The sequence below is a fragment of the uncultured Gilvimarinus sp. genome (assembly GCF_963972205.1).
GTDB classification, from domain to species: domain Bacteria; phylum Pseudomonadota; class Gammaproteobacteria; order Pseudomonadales; family Cellvibrionaceae; genus Gilvimarinus; species Gilvimarinus japonicus.
This window is the reverse complement of record NZ_CAXAUC010000014.1, coordinates 25,678-46,451: the sequence shown is the minus strand read 5'-3', so window position 1 is coordinate 46,451 and position 20,774 is coordinate 25,678. Positions and strand designations below refer to the sequence as shown.

Below are 20,774 nucleotides of genomic sequence, written 5' to 3'. Positions count from 1 at the left end.
TCGCGCTTGAATTTTACCGTTTTCAGGCGCATGTTTAACAAGAGGCCGACGAAAATGTCTCGCCTCCATCAAGTAGTACTTTTTTAGTGGTACTTTTCTTAATGGTACAAGGAATCCAGTGTATGCAAATCCAACTTTCCGGTCACCATGTCGATATCACCGACGCTATTCGTGAAGCAGTAAACACCAAGTTTGGTAAAGTTAACTCGCATTTCCCCCAGCTAGAATCGCTCTCTGTGACCTTAACGGTCGAGCGCGCCTCCCAAAGTGTCGAGGCCACCACCCAGTATTTAGGCGCGGCGGTTGCGGTACAAGCCGCCAACCACGATATGTATGCCGCCATCGCTCAAGCCGCCAAAAAGCTTGAGGCCGCCCTCGCCCACCGCAAGGGCTCGGTTAAATCTAACCGTCACGAAAAACCGCAACTAACGGAAGAAGAGCCTGTCGATCAAGCCTCTTAATGTGACCACCGCCACAGCACCCAGCTGTGGCGGCGAAGCTCCCGCCAAAAGCAAAGCTGTTACAAAAGTTTCACAGAAACGTCATCAAAGCTGATATTTAACGTCATTTTTCCTCTCTAACGTGTTGGCACTTCAACCGTGCTAATAACTATTGATCGAGGAGAACACAATGACGTTTCGGCTAAACGGTAAAGGAAAACTCGCGCTGGCGATGCTTAGCGTAATGGCTTTGGCCGCTTGTGACGGCGACGATGGCAGTGATGGTGCCGCCGGCGCACAAGGTCCGGCCGGCCCACAAGGCCCAGAGGGCCCCGCCGGTGCTGATGGCTCAGACGGCAGCAATGGCAGCAATGGCGGCGGTAACGCCAGTCTGATGACCCCCGGCCTAACCCGTCTAGCAACCGTGCCCGCTGGCGCCGAAGTCACCGGTGCTTTTGCCACCGAAGACGGCGATCTGTTTTTTAACGTACAACACCCGGACAGCGCCAACAGCGCGACCGACAGTGACGGCAAAAGCTTTAACCATGGCACCGTAGGCGTACTAGCTGGCGTTAATATCAACCAGCTGCCGAAACACTTAGTTTCGGTCGGTGTGCCCGATACCGAGCAAGAGCGTCAGACCGTTCAGGTGGCCTACGGCGAATACCAAGTAATCGCGCAAACCATGGACACCTTTGGCGGCGCCATGCCAGAGGGCTTAGGCACGGTTTTAGCCACCGACAAGTCAACCGTAGTCGCCTCTATCGACGACCCCGACTTTAACGGCTTTGTGCCCACCGGCGAAAACCAAGGCTATTTGTTTACCAACTGGGAATCGATCCCCGGCGGCATGAGCCGCTTAAAGCTCAACAAAAACGCCAGCAGCGGCTACTGGTCAGTGGACAGCAACGACGTACAGATGCTGGATTTTGGCATTTACGGCACCATCGCTAACTGTTTTGGCTCGGTTTCACCCTGGGGTACGCCGCTCACCTCCGAGGAGTGGGGCAACCAAGGCGACAGCACCGAAGAGTGGAACGACCCTTCCCTGCAAACCAGCCGCGACGCGCTGGCCATGTACATCGACCCTACCGCCACCGATGCCGATAGCGCCTCAAGCTTCCCCAATACGTATCGCTATCACTACATCGTGGAAATTACCGAGCCCACCAGTGCTGAGCCCAAGCCTGTTAAGCATTACACCTTGGGTCGTTTTGAACACGAAAACTCCATCGTGATGCCCGATCAAAAAACCGTGTATCTGTCACAAGATGACACCAACGGTGTGTTGTTTAAATTTGTTGCCGACACGGCTGCGGATCTCTCCTCGGGCACGTTATACGGCGCCAAGCTCACCCAAGACTCCGGCAGCTTTGAGCCGCTCACCACAGGCTTTGACGTGCAGTGGGTGGAGCTGGCTCACGGCGACAACGCCACCATCGACGGCTGGATTGCCGACTTTGACGGCATCACCACCGCCGATTTTGTGGAAGGCCAAAGTAACTACCTAACCGACGCCGATGCCGAGGCCTGGGCCGCCGGGGATGCCAACTTCCCAAGCGTTGCCAACGGCGGCGGCAGCACCACCGCCGGCATGGCGATGGACGATCGCATCGCGTTTTTGGAATCACGCAAAGCCGCTCGCGCCAAAGGCGCCACCGCCGAGTGGCGCAAGTTTGAAGGTATCTACACTAACCAAAAGCGCGCGCAAGAAGCCGTTGAAGGTACCGACTTAGTAGCCGGTGAAGACGTATCGCAAGCCTACGTTTACTTTGCCATTGCCGATATGGACAACGGCATGATTGACGGCGAAGGCGATATTCAACTGTCAGCTCGCGTAAAAGATTGCGGCGGCGTATATCGCATGCCTCTTCTTAGCGGTGCCGACGCTTACAGTACCAACCGTATCGAACCGGTTGTTATGGGCTCTACCTACCGCTCTACTCTGGATGGTGCCCTGCGCTGCGACGTCAACGCCTTATCACAACCTGACAACGTCATTGTCTTGGACGACGGCCGCCTGATTATCGGTGAAGACGGTTTCCAAGAAAACAACACTTTGTGGATGTACGACCCAAGCGTCAATGATCAATGACATAACTAATAATACGTAACTGTTTCAGGAGCCGCACTGCGGCTCCTTTTTTCGTTTAGACGACCCCCACAGGCAACACCATGAACCACAACCGATTACGCAACAGCTTACTCTTTATCGCCGCGATTATACTCAGCGGCTGCGATCAGTCGCCACAAAACTTAACCGAAATAGCCAGTGCCGAACCCGTGCATGCACCGCAAGATTATATAACCCACAACGAAACCTATAATCCCGAAGCGGTTATTCCACCGCAGTGCTACACCAAAACCGAAGGCAAAAATAACCCCTGTTACATTTGCCACCAAAGCTACACCGGCGATCGTGCGCGCCCCAACATGATGAACGATGGATTTTTGCAGGGCAGCTACGACTTCTCCGACATCGGTAACACCAACCGCTGGAGCAATTTATTTAAAAACCGCAGCGCTGAGATCGACAACATCGATGACGACTTTATGCGCAATTATATCAACCAAGATAACTATTCGGCATTGGCCGCGTGGTTTCAATCCGATGCATGGCGTGGCCGCGCTCCCGTTATTGCCAATCTTGCCGATGGCGCCGGCGCTTTTGACCAAGACGGTTTGGCACTCGACGGCAGCCGCTGGGTAGCATTTAATTACAAACCCGTACCCAGCACTTTCTGGCCCACCAACGGCTCCACCGATGACGTTATGATTCGGCTGCCCGATGCCTTTAGTGAAATCGACGGCCAATACTCACGCGACCTTTACTTTGCCAATTTAAGCCTACTCGAAATGGCCATCGTCGATAAATCCAGTTTACCCAGCATCGCCCTCGACGAAGGCGCAAGCGGTATCGACTTTAACGGCGACGGCCAGCTCGACTCGGGCGTTACCAGCGTAAATCGTACTACGCATTACTTTGGCGATGCGAAAAAGTTTCCCGTTACCCATATGCTCTACCCCCAAGGCACCGAGTTTCTACACACCGTCCGCTACGTAGGTATTAAAGAAGATGGCAGCATCACCAACGCCCGTCGCATGAAAGAAGTGCGCTACATGCGCAAAGACACCTTTATGCCCAAAGAGCGATTAACCAACAGCTACTATCGCGAAGCCAAAGAAAAGCACTTTGGCAATTTACCGGCGGTGGTTAACCACGATGATCGCGGCATGAGCAATAGCATGGGCTGGTTGCTGTGGGGGTTTATCGAAAACGCCGACGGAAAAATGCGCAAGCAAAATGATCAGGAGCAATTCTTTTGCATGGGCTGCCACAAAACCATTGGTACGACTATTGATCAAACCTTCGCCTTTGCCCGCAAAAAACCGGGCGCCAGCGGCTGGGGTTATATCGATTTAAAATCCCTTACCGATGCACCTAACATAGGCGAAACCCAAGGCGAGTATTTAACCTACCTAGAGCGCGTAGGCGGCGGCGATGAATTCCGCCAAAACGCCGAAATGTTAGAGCGCTGGTTTGACAGCAAAGGAATGGTTAAGCGCGAAAAAGTCGCCGCACAAGAAACTCTGTACGACTTAATTACCCCATCGCCCGAGCGAGCTTTAGATTTAAACAAAGCTTATTACCGTATCGTCCATGAGCAAAGCTTTTTGTTCGGTCGCGACGCGGTGCTAACTCCAGCAGACAACGTCTATCAAACGATTGATACCGCAATAGAACCGCTGGATAGTGAGCACCGCTATAGCTGGGATATAAGGCTGGATTGGGAGTAAAAAGTAAAATTTATGGAGGCTCGTAAGTAGCCTCCATAAATTTAGAGCGCAGAACTAGCAGAAGTGCTTTACTAATTCTTAAGGCTGCTAATAAACGCCTCTGATTCAGCAATGGATTTTTCCATTTCTTTGATCAGCTGAGCGACTTCCGTATTTATATTACTCAGCTCACCTTGTAGCGAGTCAATGGCTCGCGCATTCAGATTATGCTTCAAAAACAAAACTTGATCCTGAAAAACTTGTAATACCGGTTCCATGCGCGCCTCTGCGCTACGCATGGCTTTAATGAGTTTTTGGTATTGTTTTTTGGTCTGGCTTAATTTGGCTTCACTTTGTCGTTTAAGGTTGGCATTGCTGTAGAGTTCAATTTCATCCTCCCACTCATCGAATAAAGCATCCGATACATCCTCGACCGAATTAATTCGCTCGGACACCAACTCAGCGGCGGCTTTACTGTCTTCATATTCGCCGTTAAGTTTGTCGTAGCGCTCCGCTAGGTCCTGATCTTGAATCTTGATGATCGATTGGTATTGCTCTAAAGCGGATTCGAACTGCTCTTTGGCATCGGTTTGTGCCTCTTGAGCCGACTCCACTCGATCAATCATGATATCTCGCTTGTGAAAACCCGCCTTCTCCATCGCGCCGTAATACATCGACTGACAACCCGCCAGAACAACGACCAAAAAAGAACTGAGAAACCAACGACTGATTGACATACATCTTTACCTTTAACTGAATTGGTTAGAAAGCCCCGTTCCAACGCCGCACAAATGATGTCTGCGTTGCCGAGTAGTTCTCATACGAGAACAATTGCTAATAGTAAGAAAGTGGGTATCCCGTGGAAGAAAGCCAGAGAAGTGCCTATTTAGGCATAACATTTTAACAGGCCCCCCAAAGAGATTCCGAGAATAAAGAGCCTGTCCTGTGTTGAATTTGAATTGAAATTACCCTGAGGCTCCCGCCAAGTCAAACCTTCGAAGAATTTTGCTAGGTTTTCAACAAAAGTAGTCCTTCCAGCTTCTCGCGATAGATGAAAAAAACTAAGCCAACTATTAGCGCCACTCGTCGATTTCGGACTTTTATCTCACTGTTAACAAACAAAATTGACAACGTTGTCCTTCGGGCCTATGGTTTAGCCAGCACTCGCCCAATGAGTGCCGCGCGTAGTCCACCTGACAATAACTAAACTCGCGCGACCGTTAACCCATAACGGCTATACATGACGATAACGGTAAACCTAGCTGAAAAGAGTCAGCGCACAATCCTTTGTTTAGGCGCCTGCCCGCCGCCCTTAAACTGCTGTTGGGAAACGCGTAGTAGCTGTGTGGTGAAGCCCCGCTGAGGTAGAGCGGTATTACAACTAACCCCATGCACAGAAAGGATTTCATTATGAAATTTATAAAAAATATAGCGGTGTGTGTTTTTGCACTGCTGGGCGCGCAGCAAGCGTTTGCCTACAATTGCTCGGGCACAGCGCAGTACTCGGACGGCAGCTCGTACAGTAACGGCGCTATTGTCAAAAACAACAACAGTGCTTACCAGTGTACGGTCGGTGGCTGGTGTTCTGTTGGTGGGCCCTATGCGCCAGGTGATGGCTGGGCCTGGAGCAACGCCTGGAATAGTTTAGGCGCCTGCAACGGCACCGGCGGCGGAAACTCTTCCAGCTCCAGCAGTTCGTCTGTTAGCTCGTCCAGTTCGTCGTCAAACAACAATGGTTCGTGCCCGCAGTGGTCATCGTCGGCTGTTTATTACACGGGTGATGTGGTGGTGTACGGCGGCTCTTATTATATCGCCGAGCACGATAATCCCGGTTACGACCCGACCATCAGTACCTGGTTCTGGGATCCAACATCGTCTTGCCCCGGAGGCAATGGCGGCGGCAGCTCTTCATCGACACCGAGCGGCAATGGGTTTTCAGCGATTGTCAGCGAAGCGCAATTTAATCAGATGTTCCCTAACCGCAATACGTTTTATACCTATGCAGGTTTGGTGAATGCGGCGGCTACTTTTCCGGCCTTTAGCACCAGAGGTAACCTCACCACGCAAAAACGTGAAGCGGCAGCGGCGCTGGCTAACTTCTCGCATGAAACCAGTGGATTGTATTACATCAATGAGATTGCCCAAGGCACTTACTGCTCGGGCACCGCTACCGCCTGTGGCGTTTGCGCGGCGGGCAAAAAGTATTACGGTCGCGGCCCGATTCAGTTAAGTTGGAACTACAACTACTGTACCGCAGGTCAGGCACTGGGGCTGGATTTGTGGTCTAACCCCGATCAAGTCGCGCAGAACCCAACAACCGCGTGGCGCACGGCACTATGGTTTTGGATGACGCAAAGCGGTGCGGGTTACCGTCCGGCGCACGACTCAATGGTTAACGGTAATGGTTTTGGTGAGACCATTCGGACGATTAACGGATCGTTGGAGTGTAACGGCGGCAACCCGGGGCAGGTGCAAAGTCGCATTAATACCTACCTCGACTTCACCCAGATATTGGGTACGACGCCCGGCAATAACTTAGACTGTTAAACCTTAAAGCCACCCGCCGCTTGCGCGGGTGGCGCTTAACCGGTGCAAAGTGTTATTTACTCTTCCCTTCACTCATTTTACGTCGCAGCTGGGTAATGACGGGTACGACCTCCGGCCGGATATGGCGCCACGCGTAAAACGACTCGGCCGCTTGTCCCACTAACATACCTAAGCCATCGGCCACTTTCGTCGCGCCGTGCTCAGTGGCCCAGCGCATAAAAATGGTTGGTTCAGCGGCGTACATCATGTCGTAACACGCCGCGTCTGGGCCCAGTAAATGTTCGGGTAGCGGTGGTAGCGCGCCGTGCAAACTGGCCGAGGTACCGTTAATGACAATATCAAATTGTTTACCGGTTAAATCCTCTAAGCTCACGCCGCTTACCGTACCCAGGTCGTGAAAGTCTCGCGCAAGATCCTCTGCCTTGCTTGCGGTGCGATTGGCAATGCACAACTCAGAGGGGTTTTGCCCTAGTAAGGGCTCCAACACACCGCGCACTGCCCCGCCGGCACCCAACACCAAAATACGTTTAGCCGATAGTTCCCAGCCGAGGTTGAGCATATCGTTGATCATACCGATGCCATCGGTGGTATCGCCGGTCACCGATCCGTCGATTTGCTGGGTAAGTAGGTTTACGGCACCGGCGCGCTGCGCGCGCTCGGTTAGTGTATTGGCATAGGCAAACGCATCTTGCTTAAAAGGGGCCGTAATATTTAAGCCATGGCCGCCTCCGGTAAAAAATGCTTTGGCCGCACTGGCAAACTCGCCCTCGGCCACAAGTTGTTTGGTGTAGGTCATGTCTTCACCGGTTTGCTCGCAGAACTGGCGGTGAATCACAGGGGATTTACTTTGCACTATGGGGTTGCCGAATACGGCGTATGTATCACTCATGGGTTACCTATTGGTCAACGAGCGGCAAACCTATCAGACAATGTTTACCGAACGTTTACGCTTTGCATTTATTGTTATTTAAGCCAGTCGCGCGGTGGCAAAAAATCTTCGCTCAGGCGCGCTTCGGCTGAATGTGGCTCGGGTTGCCAATCGTACTCCCAACGCACCAACGGTGGTAGGGACATTAAAATCGACTCGGTGCGACCACCGGTTTGCAAGCCAAATAAAGTGCCGCGATCGTACACTAAATTAAACTCGACGTAGCGGCCGCGACGGTACAGCTGAAATTGTCGCTCACGCTCGCCAAACGGTGTGTCTTTACGGCGCGTTAAAATCGGTGCGTAAGCGGGTAAATAACTGTCTCCCACCGCCTGCATTAACGCAAAGCTTTCGGTAAAGCCTTTGGCATTAAGGTCGTCAAAAAACAAGCCGCCCACACCGCGTGCTTCATCGCGGTGTTTTAAGTAAAAATACTCGTCGCACCAGGCTTTAAAGCGAGGATAAATCTCCTCGCCAAAGGGGGCACAGGCATCGTAGGCTGTTTGATGCCAGTGTTGGCAGTCGTCGACAAACCCATAATAAGGCGTTAAGTCGTAACCACCACCAAACCACCACACGGGCTCTTCGCCGGATTTTTCCGCGATAAAAAAGCGCACATTGGCGTGGCTGGTGGGAGCGTAGGGGTTGTTGGGGTGAATCACCAAAGACACGCCCATCGCCTCAAACGAGCGGCCCGCAAGCTCGGGTCGATGGGCCGTGGCTGAGGCCGGCATTTGGGTGCCGTGAACGTGAGAGAAATTGACACCGCCCTTTTCGATAACCGAGCCATCAACTAGTACCCGCGAACGACCGCCGCCGCCCTCAGTACGAGTCCATTCATCCTCGACAAATTGGCCGCCATCAATGGCAGATAAGCCGGCACAGATAGTCTCTTGCAGCTGCAGTAAATAGCGCTTCACGGCGTGCTTATCGGGTGCGGCTGAATCTTGGCTCATGCCATCTCTCCATCAATTGGCAATTACGGGTCGGCCTGTGCAAGGCCTTTTAGGCAGCTAGCTGTTTAGCCGGGCCGATGTATTCTACCGGTTTGCAGGTCGCGAATCTCGGACGGCTGAGTGCGCGCGCCAACTTGACCGGGCGCGAGCGCCTGAATTTGATCGCCAAAATAGTGTTGGACTTGCACGGACGTGCGCGCAGGCTCTAGGCCCTGAGGGTTAGCCGAGGTGCTGATCAAGGGGCCGCCAAACGCCAAACACAACGCTTGTGCGAGGGGGTGGTCGGTCACGCGCAGAGCAACCGTATCGAAGTCGCCGGTAACCCAGTGAGAAGCGTGCCCATTGTTTGGCACCAACCATGTTACCGGGCCCGGCCAAGTGTTTAACAGCTGGTCCCGATCACTCTGCGCCAGCGGCGCGAGCCACGGCTCGAGTTGCGCCGCACTGGCAGCGATTAAAATAAGCCCTTTGGCTCTGGGCCGGCTTTTAAGCTCCAGCAAGCGGCGAATGGCGGACTCGTTGTCGGGATCGACCCCGAGCCCCCACACGGCCTCGGTGGGGTAAGCAATCACGCCACCGGCTTTAGCCGCTCGCGCTGCTCGCTCGACCCCACTCAGGTCAACAGGAACCGTCACAGGTTTACTGACCCGCGAGCTTTTCCTGCAGCGCTTGGTCTTTGGCGATTACCGCATCCGCATTCGCTTTGCGCTCGGCGATTAAACGCTGATGCAATTCGGCATCCGACGTGCCAATGATTTGCGCGGCCAGATAAGCGGCATTTTTAGCGCCGGCTTTGCCGATGGCAACAGTGGCAACCGGAACCCCGCCGGGCATTTGCACGGTAGACAGCAAAGCGTCTAAACCGTCCAGTGATGAGTTAATAGGTACACCGATTACTGGCTTAAGAGTATTGGCTGAAACAGCACCGGCCAAGTGGGCGGCCATACCAGCGGCGCAGATGAACGCCGCGCAACCGCGCTTGTCGGCGTCTTGTACGTAGGCGTGGGTCGCCTCTGGCGTGCGGTGAGCGGAACTTACTTTCGCTTCAAAAGGCACATCCAAGCTCTTAAGTACGGCAAAAGATGCTTCCATGATCGGCAAATCAGAATCCGACCCCATCAGAATCGCAACAAATGGTTTGCTCATGATAATTACCCCAGTTGGAAAAAGCCGGCAAATTTACAGCAAGAGCTTACCGCTGACAAGAATTTTGCGCATCTATTGTACATATTTCGTCCGCTTTTTGTAAAAACCAAGCTCACCAACGACTAACCAATAGGACCGCAACCACTTACCGTTACTGGGCTCGGCAAAAATAACTGCCATTTTGGGTAATACAACCGTCGAGTTCGAGATCCATTAGCTGTGCCGCCAGAGTACCGGCATCAATACCACTGCGTTGGCACAAGGTATCCAGGCTCACCGGGTCATAGCCCATAAGGTCCAACAACCGCTGATCGCCGGCGTTCAGCGTTTTTGCCGGGCTCGAGGGTGTTATTTGTTGCGACTTAAAAGCCAGCGCCCCGCCTAGCTCTTCGACAATATCGCTGGCCGACTCTACCAGCTTGGCGCCACGTTTAATCAATGCATGGCAACCCTTGGCCATGGGGTTGTGAATTGACCCGGGAATCGCAAAGACTTCGCGCTCTTGCTCTAGTGCATAACGCGCGGTAATCAATGAGCCGCTCTTGACGGCCGCCTCGGCCACTAAAGTGCCCAGACTGAGGCCGCTTATAATGCGATTGCGACGCGGGAAATTGCTGGCCACTGAGCCGGTACCCAGCGGAAACTCTGACACCAGTGCTCCGCCGTTATCTAAAATCTCAGCCGCTAAATCCCGGTGCCGCGCGGGGTACACCCGATCAATGCCCGTACCCAGCACCCCGACGGTGACACCCCCGGCATCCAGCGCCCCACGGTGGGCACAGGCATCCACCCCCAGCGCCAAGCCACTGGTAATGGCAAAACCACCACCGGCCAAATAGCGAGCAAATTCGTGGGCGTTGTTGCGGCCGCCTGCGCTGGGGTTGCGACTACCGACAATCGCTAGCTGGGGCAGCTCTAGGGCGGCCAGCGCGCCCCGCACGTACAACAGTGCGGGCGCAGAGGCCACTTGTGCTAACAGGTGTGGATAGTCGTCCGAGCCCCAGGCCACGACGCTAACGTCGGGGTGCGCTGCCAACCATTCCATCTCGGCGGCCACCGCGCTGTGCCACTCGTGTTGCGGATCGTCCCGCAGTGTTTGCAGCAACTGCAGACTTGACGGCTCAAGCCACGGTCGCAACTGAGCCGCGCCGGCGCTATAAATCGCCGCCGCGGAGCCAAAGTGTTGGTGCAGATCAGCGTAAGTAGAGGCGCCTAGGCCGGGAAGACGCAGCAGCGTAAGCAGTGAGACAAGGCAGTCGGAGGGGTCGTTCATAAGCACAGCATCCTTGCTATGGTAGCCGGTGCTTCAATGCCTCAGAAACACCGGGGTTAAAAGATAAAGCTTAAGGGTTGCGCAGCGCATCGCCGATTGTCATGGGGCGAGTCGCCTCCATCACAATACCAAAGCTGAGCTTATCGAAGGTGCTAAAAACCATTATTAAACCGGCGCGCTCATCGGGCAGTTGAATACGCTCGCCGGCGACGCGGTCGTCAACCAGCTCACCGCGCACAAACACCTCAAAAACATTCCCGACCTGCAGACCATCGCGATCGCCTTTATTGATGATCACAATGTCCATTTTACCGATTTTGCTTACACCACCCTCTACCGCCAGGATTTCCGCTTCGATAGGAAAGTCGGGAGCGCTGGGATAAAAAATAGAATCTACCGAGCGCTCACGCGCTGGCAACAAGACATCGGCGACACGGATCTCTTCGTATGAGCGGGTAATCATCAAACGGCCCACCTCACCATCGACTTTAACGACCCGAGCGCCACCTACTCCCAACGCGTGAATCCCGAGCAGCTCGTCGGTTTCTTCGTCAATAAAGGTTTCCCCTTCACGGAAGATATTGTAGTTGTCGATATCATCATCAAAGTTGCCGCGGGCGTAGGCAATATCGCCCTCACCGACAATGAGACGGCGCTCCGGACCTGCCAGCATATAGGGCGAGTTTTCGATTTCATCCGGCATCACAATGCGTGAGCGCGACAAGTAAGTTGCGATTTTATCCAGCGGAACCGCCGGAATCGCCTCTTCTTCAGGCATAACACGAATAGTTGGCTTGAGCTTGGCGTCGCCCCCGGGCGCCATACGCACAGTGCGATCGACGGTTAAACGTGGCTGGCCATCTATATACACCAAGCGCACTACGTCGCCAGGAAAGATCAAATGTGGGTTATCAATATCAGGGTTGGCGTGCCATATCTCGGGCCACATCCAAGGCGACTCCAAGAACTTATCGGAAATCCCCCATAGCGTATCGCCTTTAACCACGACATACTCATCGGGCGAGTCAGACTTGAAGGGCGCAGATTCAGCCCAAGAATAGAGACTGGCGACCGACAACGACAGCGCCAGAACAGCAAAAATCATTTTTTTCATAGAAACCGATCCTGTTTTTGTTCGGCCCTGAGCGGTTTAGTCGTTATAATAGCTTACTGCACCTAGCGAAGCGAACTGCTAGGCGCATCAAATCTCAGGGTAATTCCTGTGCGATCATCATGTTAGCAGCGGTTATTACCCTTTTACTAGAAGTTTGTCACAAAGCTTATGGCACTATTAGAAATTCTTGAGTTTCCAGACCCTCGTCTGCGCACCATCGCCAAACCGGTCGAAACCGTTGACGACAGCGTACGCGAGTTAATCGACAACATGTTCGAGACTATGTACGCCTGTCCGGGTATCGGCCTTGCTGCCACCCAGGTTAACGTCCACCGGCGGATTGTGGTTATCGATATATCGGAAAATCAGGACCAACCGCTGGTTCTGATCAACCCCGAGGTTACCGTCCTTGGGGAAGACCAAGCCCCCTACGACGAGGGCTGCTTATCGGTACCTGGCTTTTACGAAAGCGTCGACCGGCCCACTGAGGTTAGAGTGAACGCACTCGATCGCGACGGCAAACCCTTCGAGCTGATCCCCGATGGCCTGCTCGCCGTGTGTATCCAGCACGAGCTGGATCATTTAAACGGCAAACTGTTTGTCGATTATATTTCTCAGATCAAACGTCAGCGCATCCGCAAAAAGCTCGAAAAACAACATCGCGCCCGTGCCTAGAGCACTCGCTGGCAGTCATAAGGCTGCCGGCGCTGCGATACATTAAGGACTTTCATGACCGCTCCGCTGCGCCTCATATTTGCCGGCACACCCGAATTTGCCGCCGCTCACCTCGACACTTTACTGGCAGGCCCCCACACAGTAGTGGCCTGCTACACACAGCCCGACCGCCCTGCCGGGCGCGGCAAAAAACTCAAGCCCAGCCCAGTTAAAGAGCGCGCCTTAGCCGCCGAGCTGCCCGTACACCAACCGCTGAGTTTAAAAGGCGCCGACGAACAAGCCCTGCTGGCCGAGTACCATGCCGATGTTATGGTCGTCGTGGCCTATGGCTTGCTGTTGCCCAAAGCGGTGCTCGACACACCGCGACTTGGCTGCATCAATGTCCACGCGTCTTTACTGCCGCGCTGGCGCGGCGCTGCACCCATTCAGCGCGCGATCGAGGCCGGTGACACCGAATCCGGGGTCACCATTATGCAAATGGATGTGGGGCTTGATACCGGTGCCATGCTGACAAAAGTCAGTTGTCCCCTAAGCGCAGACGACACCGGCAGCAGTCTGCACGATAAGCTGCTCGCACTGGGCAGCCCGGCGCTTACCGACACTTTGGCGCAACTGGCCAGTGGCACCGCACAGCCAGAGGCTCAAGACGACGCGCACAGCAATTACGCCCCCAAAATCACCAAAGCCGAGGCTGAGCTCGATTGGCGCCAAAGCGCTGCAGAGCTCGAGCGCAAAGTGCGCGCTTTTAACCCGTTCCCAATCGCATTTTGTCGCCCCGAAAACACCCCAGACACCCGTATTCGGGTGTGGCAAGCCAGCCTGGGCCCGGCCACTAACGCCCCGGCCGGCACTATTACCGACATCGCGAACGATTGCATTCGTGTCGCCTGCGGCACAGGTTCACTGCAGTTAACCCACCTGCAACTGCCGGGTAAACGCGCACTGGCGGTGGCCGAGATACTGCGCGGCAACGCCCACTTATTCCGCATCGGCGAGCGTTTTGCGCAGCCTGAGGTAGACCTTTGAAACCGCGGGTCGCCGCCGCCCGCGCCCTAGCCGAGCTACTGCGCGGCAAGGGCTCGCTCTCGAGTGCACTTCCCGTCTGGCAAAGTAAAGTGGCTGAAGCCGACCGGGCACTGGTGCAACAGCTTTGCTATGGCACTATGCGCTACTACCCCAAGCTGAACGCCTACCTTGGGCAACTGCTCGATAAACCCCTGCGCAGTAAAGACAGCGATATAACCGCGTTATTGTTACTGGGTTTGTACCAGCTGGAATACACCCGCATTCCCGATCATGCCGCCACTGGCGAAACGGTTGCCGTGGCTCGGGTGTTAAAAAAGCCGTGGGCCACCAAACTGGTGAACGGCGTACTGCGGCGGTTTCAGCGCGGCGCCGACACCTTGCGCGAGGCTCTGGCCAATGACGCGGAATTTAATACCTCGCACCCGCGCTGGCTACTGGACGCCTACACTAAGGCGTGGCCTGACGCTATCGACCAGATCGTCACGGCCAACAACGCCCATCCACCGTTTACCTTAAGGCTCGACCTAAACCAGTGCTCGCGCGACGATTACCTTACACAACTCAAGGCCGAAGCGGTCGCGGCCCGGCCTTGCCAGTACAGCGACGCAGGCATCACTCTGGATGAGGCCTGCAACCCCACCGGCTTGCCGGGCTTTAATGCCGGCCTTTTAAGCGTACAAGATGAGGCGGCACAACTGGCCGCGCCATTGTTGCGGTTATCGCCCGGTCTGCGAGTACTGGACGCCTGCGCGGCACCCGGCGGCAAGACTGGCCATATACTGCAAAGCCAGCCGGGACTAAGCGAGGTCGTCGCGCTCGATCTGGAAGAGCGGCGCCTCACCCGCGTCGCCGAAAACCTAACCCGAATGCAGGTTAACGCCACAACCATCGCGGGCGACGGCACGCGCCCCCAAGATTGGTGGGACGGCCAAGTCTTTGACCGGATCTTGCTGGATGCCCCCTGCTCAGCGAGCGGCATTGTGCGACGCCACAGCGATATCAAGCTGCTGCGCACGCCGGATGACATTGCGCGTTTAGCCGCATTGCAAGGTGAGCTACTGGATGCGTTATGGCCCACACTGGCGGTGGGCGGCCTTTTACTGTACGCCACTTGCTCGGCCCTGCCGGCCGAAAACCGCGATGTTATCAGTGCCTTTTTAGCGCGCACCACCAGCGCCAGCGAAGATCCAATCGAGGCCGTTTGGGGACATCCCCAAAGCAACGGACGGCAGCTGCTGCCACAACAAGATGGTCACGATGGGTTTTACTACGCCCGACTGATAAAAAGCGGCCCGGCGTAGCCAAGTGGCGCTCAAAAGCGGTAAAGTTTGCGCTGCGGCAGCTGACCCGCAGCAATCGTCACAAAGAAACCTGGCAGGTTTATGAAAATTATTATTCTCGGTGCGGGGCAAGTGGGTGCAAGCTTGGCGGAAAACCTCGCCAGCGAGTCAAACGACATCACCATCATCGACAACAACGGTGCCCGCCTGCGCGAGTTGCGTGACAGGCTAGACATCGGTGTAGTCACCGGCTCTGGCTCTCACCCGGACATCTTAGTCCAGGCTGGCGTCGAAGACGCCGATATGCTGGTGGCGGTTACCAACAACGACGAAACCAACATGATCTCCTGCCAGGTCGCGCACAGTTTGTTTCGCACCCCCACCAAAATCGCCCGCGTTCGCGCCACCGCCTACCTCACCAACAACAAGCTGTTCTGCAACGATGCCATTCCCATCGATGTGTTAATCAGCCCCGAGCAGTTGGTGTCCGATTACATATTCCGCCTAATCGAAACCCCCGGTGCCCTGCAGGTGCTGGATTTTGCCGAAGGTAAGGTGCAGTTGGTGGCGGTTAAGGCCTACCACGGCGGCCCGTTGATTGGCCAAGAACTGCGCTTTTTGCGCGAGCATATGCCCTCAGTGGACACCCGGGTCGCGGCGATTTATCGCCGAGGACGGGCCATTATGCCTACCGGTTCGACGGTAATCGAAGCTGATGACGAGGTTTTCTTTCTCGCGGGCAAAAACGATATTCGCGCTGTTATCAGCGAGTTGCGCCGCATGGAAACCGCCTACAAGCGCATCATGATTGCCGGCGGCGGCAATATCGGGATGCGTTTGGCACGCAAACTCGAGGGCCGTTACAACGTCCGGGTGATCGAGCACAACAAAAAACGGGCGGCGCATTTATCCGAACATTTAGAGCGCGCCATTGTGTTGGAGGGCAGCGCTTCCGACCAAGAGCTGTTACGCGACGAGAACATCGAAGACACCGATGTATTTTTAGCGCTAACCAACGACGATGAAGCCAATATTATGTCGTCCATGTTGGCAAAGCGGCTGGGCGCCCGCAAAGTCATGGCGCTAATCAACAACCCCGCCTATGTAGACTTAGTACAAGGGGGCGATATCGATATTGCCATCTCACCGCAAACCACCACCATTGGTAGCCTGCTTACCCACGTGCGCCGAGGCGACATGGTAAGTGTGTACTCACTAAGGCGCGGTGCTGCGGAGGCCATCGAACTTATTGCCCACGGCGACAAAAATTCATCCAAAGTGGTCGGTCGTGCCCTCGAGGATATCGACCTTCCCCAAGGTGCCAACATCGGTGCCATTGTGCGCGATACCGACTCTGGCAGCGAAGTTATTATTGCCCACGACGACGTGGTGGTTAAATCGGGCGATCACGTGATTGTGTTTCTACTCAACAAAAAGCATATTCGCGATATCGAAAAGCTCTTTCAAGTGGGCTTTACCTTCTTCTAACCGGCGCAGACACATGATCCAGACTCAACAGTACGCTACAACACTCGCGGAGCAAGCATGCATTTTGCGGTAATTGCGCGCGTGCTAGGCGTGCTGTTGATGATTTTTAGTATGACGCTGCTGCTGCCCATCGTGGTGAGCTTGTGGTTTAACGACCACAACTACATGACGTTTCTGTGGGGCTTTGCCGTGGCCTTTAGCGCCGGTGTGGCAATCTGGCTGCCGGTGTATCGCTCTAAGGCCGATTTACGCACCCGCGATGGCTTTTTGATTACCGCGCTCTTTTGGTTAGTACTGGCTACTTTCGGGGCGGTACCCCTATTTTTCTCCAACGGTTTAGACCTCTCCGTCACCGATGCTTTTTTTGAGTCGGTCTCGGGTTTAACCACCACCGGGGCCACGGTGATTACCGGGCTCGACACTCTTCCGCCGTCAATTCTATTCTACCGCCAGCAACTGCAATGGTTTGGTGGTATCGGTATTATTGTAATCGCCGTCGCCATTTTACCTATGCTCGGCATCGGCGGCATGCAGCTGTACCGCGCCGAGGCACCCGGCCCGGTTAAAGACAATAAGCTTACCCCGCGCATTACCGAAACCGCCAAAGCGCTGTTTACCATGTATTTAGTGTTTACTTTTAGTTGCGCACTGGCCTACAAAATTGCCGGCATGAACTGGTTTGAAGCGATTTGCCACGCATTTTCTACCATTGCCAACGGCGGCTTCTCAACCCACGATGCCAGTATCCTGCACTATGAATCCCCCGCCATTATGATGATTTGCACGGTGTTTATGCTGATCGCCGGGGTTAACTTTGCCCTACACTTTTTTGTTTGGCGGGAAAAATCCATCACCCATTATGTCGCCGATGCGGAGCTGAAGTTTTATTTAACCTGGATTGTGATCGGCTCGGTGATTACCGTCGCCTATTTAGCCAGCTCTAAAACCTTCTCGTTGCACGACAGCTTTTATCTCGGCATCTTTAACTTTGTCTCCACCATGACCACCGCCGGCTTTGCTAGCAACTACTCCAGCTTTCCCAGCTTTTTGCCCTATTTGCTGTTTTTATTCGCCTTTTTAGGGGGTTGCGCTGGCTCCACCGGCGGTGGCATGAAAAACATCCGGGTCCTGTTGCTGTACAAACAGGGCATGCGAGAGATTCACCGGCTAATCCACCCCAATGCCGTTATCTCGGTTAAAGTTGGCAAAATCACCGTACCGGATCGAGTTATCGAGGCCGTTTGGGGCTTTTTTGCCATGTATGTGGTGTCATTTGCCGCGATGTTTATGGTGCTAATGGCCACCGGATTAGATTTGCGCACGGCTTTCTCAGCCGTGGGTGCCTGTATCACCAATTTAGGCCCAGGCATGGGCGAAGTCGCCGCGCACTATGGCGACATTAACAGTCCCGCCAAATGGGTACTGTGCTTTGCCATGCTGCTGGGGCGGTTAGAAGTCTTTACCTTACTAGTATTACTGACGCCCGCGTTCTGGCGCCGCTAAAACGTTTCCCTTTGCTGTTCACTGCACTGAATGACTCGCCCAAGCTACTGGCAACAAGCGAGGCCATTCACATGCCTCGCGCCCAAAGACTATTAATAAAAAGATAACAATAACAAAATACTATCAAACCCATAACCATAGCTAATTTCAATAAAAAAATAAAACTCAATAGTATATTCCTCGTACCCAGCAACTTTAGCTGACACTTTTACCGAGGAGATACTATGAGCCGTTACATCGACAGCCAACTTAAACCCTTTAACGCCAAGGCTTACCAAAATGGCGAATTTATCGATATTAGCGATAAAGACGTTCTGGGTAAGTGGAGTGTGTTTTTCTTCTATCCCGCCGACTTTACCTTTGTTTGCCCCACTGAGCTGAGCGACTTGGCGGATCACTACGACGTGTTTAAGCAGTTGGGCGTCGAGGTTTACTCGGTTTCCACCGATACGCACTTTACCCACAAAGCCTGGCACGACTCATCAGAGGCGATTGGTACGATTCAATACCCCATGCTTGGCGACCCAACCGGCACCCTGACCCGCAACTTTGGGGTAATGATTGAGGAGGAAGGCATCGCCGATCGCGGCACGTTTGTGGTCGACCCAGAAGGCCGGGTGCAAATCGTCGAGATTACCGCCGGCGGTATTGGCCGCGACGCCAACGAACTGCTGCGCAAGATCAAAGCCGCGCAATACATCGCCGCCAACCCCGGCGAAGTCTGCCCCGCCAAGTGGAAAGAAGGCGCCGAAACCCTGACACCATCGCTGGATTTAATCGGCAAAATCTAAATCGGCGGCCAAAGATTAAACCGGCCAGCTGGCCGGTTTAACTCTGAACGACAAAACAGCACCCGACTTATTACAGGACACTCCGATGTTAGACGCCAATGTAAAACAACAACTGGATAGCTACTTACAGAAAATCATCAAACCGATTGCACTTAGTGTCTCCAGTGATAACTCAAACAAAGCACAAGAACTCAACACACTCGCGCACGAAATTGCCGAGCTCTCTGACAATATTCACGTCACCGAACAAAACGCCGAGCGCAGCCCCAGCCTAGCGATCGGCCCCGCCAATCAAGCAGCGCGGGTCGCGTTTGCCGGCATACCAATGGGCCACGAGTTCACCTCGCTCGTCTTGGCCTTACTGCAAGCTGGTGGTCATCCATCAAAGGCGGACCCTGAATTACTGCAACAAATTCGCGAACTCGAGGGTGATTACCACTTCGAGACTTACATTTCACTGTCGTGCCAAAACTGTCCCGACGTGGTGCAAGCACTAAACCTGATGGCGAACCTCAACCCCAACATTAGCCACGTGATGATCGACGGCGCCCTGTTTCAGGACGAAGTGGAGCAGCGGCAGATCATGGCCATGCCCGCCGTGTATCTAAATGGCGAATCATTCGGCCAAGGGCGGATGAGCCTGGCCGAAATTGTGCAAAAGCTCGACACCAGTAGCGCCGACCAAAAAGCCACGGCGCTCGCCCACAAAGACCCTTACGACTTACTGGTCGTAGGCGGCGGTCCAGCCGGCGCCGCAGCCGCTATTTACGCTGCCCGTAAAGGCATACGCACCGGCTTAGTGGCCGAGCGTTTTGGCGGACAAGTAATGGACACAGTCGGGATCGAAAATTTTATTTCCGTGCCTTACACCGAAGGCCCAAAGCTGGCGGCAAGCTTAGAACAGCACGTTAAAGAATACGGCGTCGATATTATTACCGAGCAACGCGCCACCGGCATCCAACGGCGCGAACAAGTCGAGCTGCAACTGCAAAGCGGTGCGAGCTTAACCAGCCGCTGCGTAATATTGGCCACCGGCGCGCGCTGGCGCGAACTGGGGGTACCCGGCGAGCAAGAATACCGCACTCGCGGCGTGGCTTACTGCCCCCACTGCGACGGGCCATTCTTTAAAGGTAAGCACGTGGCGGTTATCGGCGGCGGCAACTCCGGTATTGAGGCCGCTATCGATTTAGCCGGTATTGTAACCAAAGTAACCGTGTTGGAATTTGGCGACGCGCTGCGCGCCGATGAGGTGCTGCAACGCAAAGCGCGCTCCATGCCCAATATCAGCATTATCACCAATGCTCAGACGACTGAAATTACGGGTGATGGTAAAAAGGTCACAGGGATTAGGTATATCGATCGCCATTTAAGCCGTAAAGCATCGCAAACCCTAGAGGTTGCGGGAGTGTTTGTGCAAATCGGGCTCGTGCCTAATACCGAGTGGCTGCAAGAGAGCGATATCGCGCGCAATCGTCAGGGCGAAATTGAGATAGACGCCAACGGCGCGACCTCAATGGCAGGCGTATTCGCCGCCGGCGATGTAACGACTGTGCCTTACAAGCAAATTATTATCTCGATGGGAGCCGGTGCAACCGCAGCGCTAAGTGCCTTTGACCACTTAATTCGCGAATCGGTGGAAGAAGACACAGGGCCTGCACTGGCACAAGTCGCTAACGGTTAAGGGGTTTAAGGCCGGGAAAACCCGGCCATCTAATCAGAGGCACGACTAAAGCGTGATACTGCGCCCAGGTTTTTCGCGTTAAATCGCTTTTTTGCAGATTATCGCGCCATAAAATACTGCCTCGACTTTTACTCTCACAATTTCGGTCT

The 20,774-nt window shown here is 54.3% G+C and carries 18 protein-coding genes; 11 read left to right on the top strand and 7 right to left on the bottom strand.

The features are described 5' to 3' along the window. The first annotated feature begins 122 nt into the window (after positions 1 to 122). The 3 genes from raiA (at position 123) to AACY82_RS15760 (ending at position 4,238) form a co-directional block, all read left to right on the top strand. Positions 123 to 461 carry a ribosome-associated translation inhibitor RaiA gene (gene raiA, locus AACY82_RS15770; RefSeq protein ID WP_339617802.1) on the top strand — a complete coding sequence of 113 codons (339 nt, stop codon included), beginning with the start codon at positions 123 to 125 and terminating at the stop codon, positions 459 to 461. A gap of 169 nt (positions 462 to 630) precedes the next feature. After that, positions 631 to 2,535 (top strand): alkaline phosphatase PhoX, encoded by a 1,905-nt coding sequence (locus tag AACY82_RS15765; RefSeq protein WP_339617801.1) that lies wholly within the window; start codon positions 631 to 633, stop codon positions 2,533 to 2,535. 80 nt (positions 2,536 to 2,615) lie between these two features. Next, positions 2,616 to 4,238 carry a hypothetical protein gene (locus AACY82_RS15760; protein WP_339617800.1) on the top strand — a complete coding sequence of 541 codons (1,623 nt, stop codon included), beginning with the start codon at positions 2,616 to 2,618 and terminating at the stop codon, positions 4,236 to 4,238. A 71-nt stretch (positions 4,239 to 4,309) separates the two neighbouring features. Here AACY82_RS15760 and AACY82_RS15755 read toward each other — a convergent pair whose 3' ends face one another. Next, positions 4,310 to 4,954, bottom strand: coding sequence for a DUF2959 domain-containing protein (locus AACY82_RS15755; RefSeq protein WP_339617799.1), 645 nt, complete (start codon positions 4,952 to 4,954; stop codon positions 4,310 to 4,312). Between the two features lie 673 nt (positions 4,955 to 5,627). Here AACY82_RS15755 and AACY82_RS15750 point away from each other — a divergent pair. Next, complete coding sequence (locus tag AACY82_RS15750) at positions 5,628 to 6,764, top strand: glycoside hydrolase family 19 protein (protein ID WP_339617798.1); 1,137 nt, start codon at positions 5,628 to 5,630, stop codon at positions 6,762 to 6,764. Positions 6,765 to 6,816: 52 nt separating this feature from the next. Here AACY82_RS15750 and aroE read toward each other — a convergent pair whose 3' ends face one another. The 6 genes from aroE to AACY82_RS15720 all read right to left on the bottom strand — a co-directional run bounded on the left by aroE (position 6,817) and on the right by AACY82_RS15720 (position 12,181). Continuing rightward, positions 6,817 to 7,653, bottom strand: coding sequence for a shikimate dehydrogenase (aroE, locus tag AACY82_RS15745; RefSeq protein WP_339617797.1), 837 nt, complete (start codon positions 7,651 to 7,653; stop codon positions 6,817 to 6,819). Positions 7,654 to 7,727: 74 nt separating this feature from the next. Next, a complete protein-coding gene (gene hemF, locus AACY82_RS15740) occupies positions 7,728 to 8,648 on the bottom strand; it encodes an oxygen-dependent coproporphyrinogen oxidase (RefSeq protein WP_339617796.1) in 921 nt (306 codons plus the stop codon). 65 nt (positions 8,649 to 8,713) lie between these two features. Next, positions 8,714 to 9,283, bottom strand: a complete 570-nt coding sequence (locus AACY82_RS15735; protein ID WP_339617795.1) for a Sua5/YciO/YrdC/YwlC family protein — start codon at positions 9,281 to 9,283, stop codon at positions 8,714 to 8,716. Between the two features lie 4 nt (positions 9,284 to 9,287). Continuing rightward, on the bottom strand, positions 9,288 to 9,794 hold the full coding sequence (gene purE / locus AACY82_RS15730; RefSeq protein WP_339617794.1) for a 5-(carboxyamino)imidazole ribonucleotide mutase: 507 nt from the start codon (positions 9,792 to 9,794) through the stop codon (positions 9,288 to 9,290). Positions 9,795 to 9,945: 151 nt separating this feature from the next. Further along, positions 9,946 to 11,067 carry a DNA-processing protein DprA gene (dprA, locus tag AACY82_RS15725; protein WP_339617793.1) on the bottom strand — a complete coding sequence of 374 codons (1,122 nt, stop codon included), beginning with the start codon at positions 11,065 to 11,067 and terminating at the stop codon, positions 9,946 to 9,948. A 70-nt stretch (positions 11,068 to 11,137) separates the two neighbouring features. Beyond that, positions 11,138 to 12,181: a LysM domain-containing protein gene (locus AACY82_RS15720; protein WP_339617792.1), complete on the bottom strand. Its 1,044-nt coding sequence runs from the start codon at positions 12,179 to 12,181 to the stop codon at positions 11,138 to 11,140. 168 nt (positions 12,182 to 12,349) lie between these two features. Here AACY82_RS15720 and def point away from each other — a divergent pair, with 168 nt between their 5' ends. From def to ahpF, 7 genes are all read left to right on the top strand, one after another. After that, positions 12,350 to 12,856 (top strand): peptide deformylase, encoded by a 507-nt coding sequence (gene def / locus AACY82_RS15715; protein WP_339617791.1) that lies wholly within the window; start codon positions 12,350 to 12,352, stop codon positions 12,854 to 12,856. A 54-nt stretch (positions 12,857 to 12,910) separates the two neighbouring features. Next, a complete protein-coding gene (gene fmt / locus AACY82_RS15710) occupies positions 12,911 to 13,882 on the top strand; it encodes a methionyl-tRNA formyltransferase (RefSeq protein ID WP_339617790.1) in 972 nt (323 codons plus the stop codon). Beyond that, a complete protein-coding gene (rsmB, locus tag AACY82_RS15705; RefSeq protein WP_339617789.1) occupies positions 13,879 to 15,183 on the top strand; it encodes a 16S rRNA (cytosine(967)-C(5))-methyltransferase RsmB in 1,305 nt (434 codons plus the stop codon). The genes fmt and rsmB overlap by 4 nt, the downstream gene beginning before the upstream one ends. An 81-nt stretch (positions 15,184 to 15,264) precedes the next feature. Beyond that, positions 15,265 to 16,650 carry a Trk system potassium transporter TrkA gene (gene trkA, locus AACY82_RS15700; protein WP_339617788.1) on the top strand — a complete coding sequence of 462 codons (1,386 nt, stop codon included), beginning with the start codon at positions 15,265 to 15,267 and terminating at the stop codon, positions 16,648 to 16,650. A gap of 57 nt (positions 16,651 to 16,707) precedes the next feature. Next, a complete protein-coding gene (locus AACY82_RS15695; RefSeq protein ID WP_339617787.1) occupies positions 16,708 to 18,153 on the top strand; it encodes a TrkH family potassium uptake protein in 1,446 nt (481 codons plus the stop codon). A gap of 224 nt (positions 18,154 to 18,377) precedes the next feature. Continuing rightward, positions 18,378 to 18,944, top strand: coding sequence for an alkyl hydroperoxide reductase subunit C (gene ahpC / locus AACY82_RS15690; RefSeq protein WP_339617786.1), 567 nt, complete (start codon positions 18,378 to 18,380; stop codon positions 18,942 to 18,944). 85 nt (positions 18,945 to 19,029) lie between these two features. Continuing rightward, positions 19,030 to 20,625: an alkyl hydroperoxide reductase subunit F gene (ahpF, locus tag AACY82_RS15685; protein WP_339617785.1), complete on the top strand. Its 1,596-nt coding sequence runs from the start codon at positions 19,030 to 19,032 to the stop codon at positions 20,623 to 20,625. Positions 20,626 to 20,774: the final 149 nt, after the last annotated feature.

Coding starts and splice junctions, on each gene's coding strand:
- raiA (WP_339617802.1), top strand. CDS start 123: ATGCAAATCCAACTTTCCGGTCACCATGTCGATATCACCGACGCTATT.
- AACY82_RS15765 (WP_339617801.1), top strand. CDS start 631: ATGACGTTTCGGCTAAACGGTAAAGGAAAACTCGCGCTGGCGATGCTT.
- AACY82_RS15760 (WP_339617800.1), top strand. CDS start 2,616: ATGAACCACAACCGATTACGCAACAGCTTACTCTTTATCGCCGCGATT.
- AACY82_RS15755 (WP_339617799.1), bottom strand. CDS start 4,954: ATGTCAATCAGTCGTTGGTTTCTCAGTTCTTTTTTGGTCGTTGTTCTG.
- AACY82_RS15750 (WP_339617798.1), top strand. CDS start 5,628: ATGAAATTTATAAAAAATATAGCGGTGTGTGTTTTTGCACTGCTGGGC.
- aroE (WP_339617797.1), bottom strand. CDS start 7,653: ATGAGTGATACATACGCCGTATTCGGCAACCCCATAGTGCAAAGTAAA.
- hemF (WP_339617796.1), bottom strand. CDS start 8,648: ATGAGCCAAGATTCAGCCGCACCCGATAAGCACGCCGTGAAGCGCTAT.
- purE (WP_339617794.1), bottom strand. CDS start 9,794: ATGAGCAAACCATTTGTTGCGATTCTGATGGGGTCGGATTCTGATTTG.
- dprA (WP_339617793.1), bottom strand. CDS start 11,067: ATGAACGACCCCTCCGACTGCCTTGTCTCACTGCTTACGCTGCTGCGT.
- AACY82_RS15720 (WP_339617792.1), bottom strand. CDS start 12,181: ATGAAAAAAATGATTTTTGCTGTTCTGGCGCTGTCGTTGTCGGTCGCC.
- def (WP_339617791.1), top strand. CDS start 12,350: ATGGCACTATTAGAAATTCTTGAGTTTCCAGACCCTCGTCTGCGCACC.
- fmt (WP_339617790.1), top strand. CDS start 12,911: ATGACCGCTCCGCTGCGCCTCATATTTGCCGGCACACCCGAATTTGCC.
- trkA (WP_339617788.1), top strand. CDS start 15,265: ATGAAAATTATTATTCTCGGTGCGGGGCAAGTGGGTGCAAGCTTGGCG.
- AACY82_RS15695 (WP_339617787.1), top strand. CDS start 16,708: ATGCATTTTGCGGTAATTGCGCGCGTGCTAGGCGTGCTGTTGATGATT.
- ahpC (WP_339617786.1), top strand. CDS start 18,378: ATGAGCCGTTACATCGACAGCCAACTTAAACCCTTTAACGCCAAGGCT.
- ahpF (WP_339617785.1), top strand. CDS start 19,030: ATGTTAGACGCCAATGTAAAACAACAACTGGATAGCTACTTACAGAAA.